This window comes from Caballeronia sp. M23-90 (assembly GCF_053574605.1).
On sequence record NZ_JBSIPA010000880.1, the window covers coordinates 1 to 1,010 of the forward strand.

Genomic DNA, 1,010 nt, shown 5'->3' on the forward strand with positions numbered 1-1,010 from the left:
TTGATGCACTTGCCGCGCTTGCATCGACGGCGGCCTCTGCCGTCGCGTCTGCGTTGCCGTCGATGGGTGATGCCGATGTCTTCGACCTGGGCAATGTGTCGGAGGTTGGCACGGGGAGCACGCCGCTAGGCGACGCTGCACCGTTCGAGTACGCGCCGAGCGCGACCGGCGATGATGTATTGTCGATAACAGCGCGCGGCGTCAGTGAAGCCCACGAAGCCGAATGCTTTGCAGAGTATGAGCGAACGATCGATTTTTGTAACGCATTGGGACCGGCAATAGGGGGCGCGCGCGGCGCAGCTTTATGCAGGCAAAACGCCTTTGATCGATACCAACAATGTAGGGGTTACTAATGAATGCATCCCATCTGTCACGTTGTGTGATTGTGGACTTTTCGCCCGGCGATGAATCAATTCCCGTTTACCAGGTCGCCCGAGCGGAGGTTGAAAAAATCGTCGCTGTCGCGCCGAAGTTTCCGGTTTTTTTTGACGAGACCGCCGCATTAGGAGAGCAGGGTTATTTGCTTGACGATGAGTTTGCCCGGCGGATCGGCGTGGGCATACTTAACGCACTAGCGCTGTCATATCCGGAATTGAAAAGTATGATCACCGCGACGAATCAACCTATACCGCGAGCACCAGCCGCACCCGCGGTTTAGCATCGGCCCGTACCTTGCGGGCCTTACTTCGCTGGCGGCGGCGTGGCGAGGCTATGCGGCGGTTACAGCATCATCGGTATCATCGTTCGCGGCGCGCTTCTCGTACCGCCGTTCCACTCCTCAGCACCGTGCCGGGTTATCGCGACTTTGCGCGCGCTCGCCCGTAGTTCGACCGGCCAGTCGCCGGTCTTCTGCAGCGCGTAATAATGCGTGCGGTCCATGTGATATGTATGAACGCATCCCATTTGCGCCAGTTTTTCGTGTGTTCCAACATGACAGAAAGGCTTGCAGCTATGTATCCGGCCTTGTTACAGCCGAGTGGCTGGCTGTGGGCCCCAATGAAATCCGCTGA

Annotated in this window: 1 protein-coding gene and 1 pseudogene; both read left to right on the forward strand. The window is 57.9% G+C overall.

The genetic code is table 11. The features are described 5' to 3' along the window. A pseudogene (locus tag ACRXB1_RS36705) lies at window positions 1–353 on the forward strand (hypothetical protein); the annotation flags it as partial. Beyond that, window positions 353–658 (forward strand): hypothetical protein, encoded by a 306-nt coding sequence (locus ACRXB1_RS36710; protein WP_449494860.1) that lies wholly within the window; start codon window positions 353–355, stop codon window positions 656–658. The pseudogene ACRXB1_RS36705 and the gene ACRXB1_RS36710, both read left to right, overlap by 1 nt. The last annotated feature ends 352 nt before the right edge of the window (window positions 659–1,010 follow it).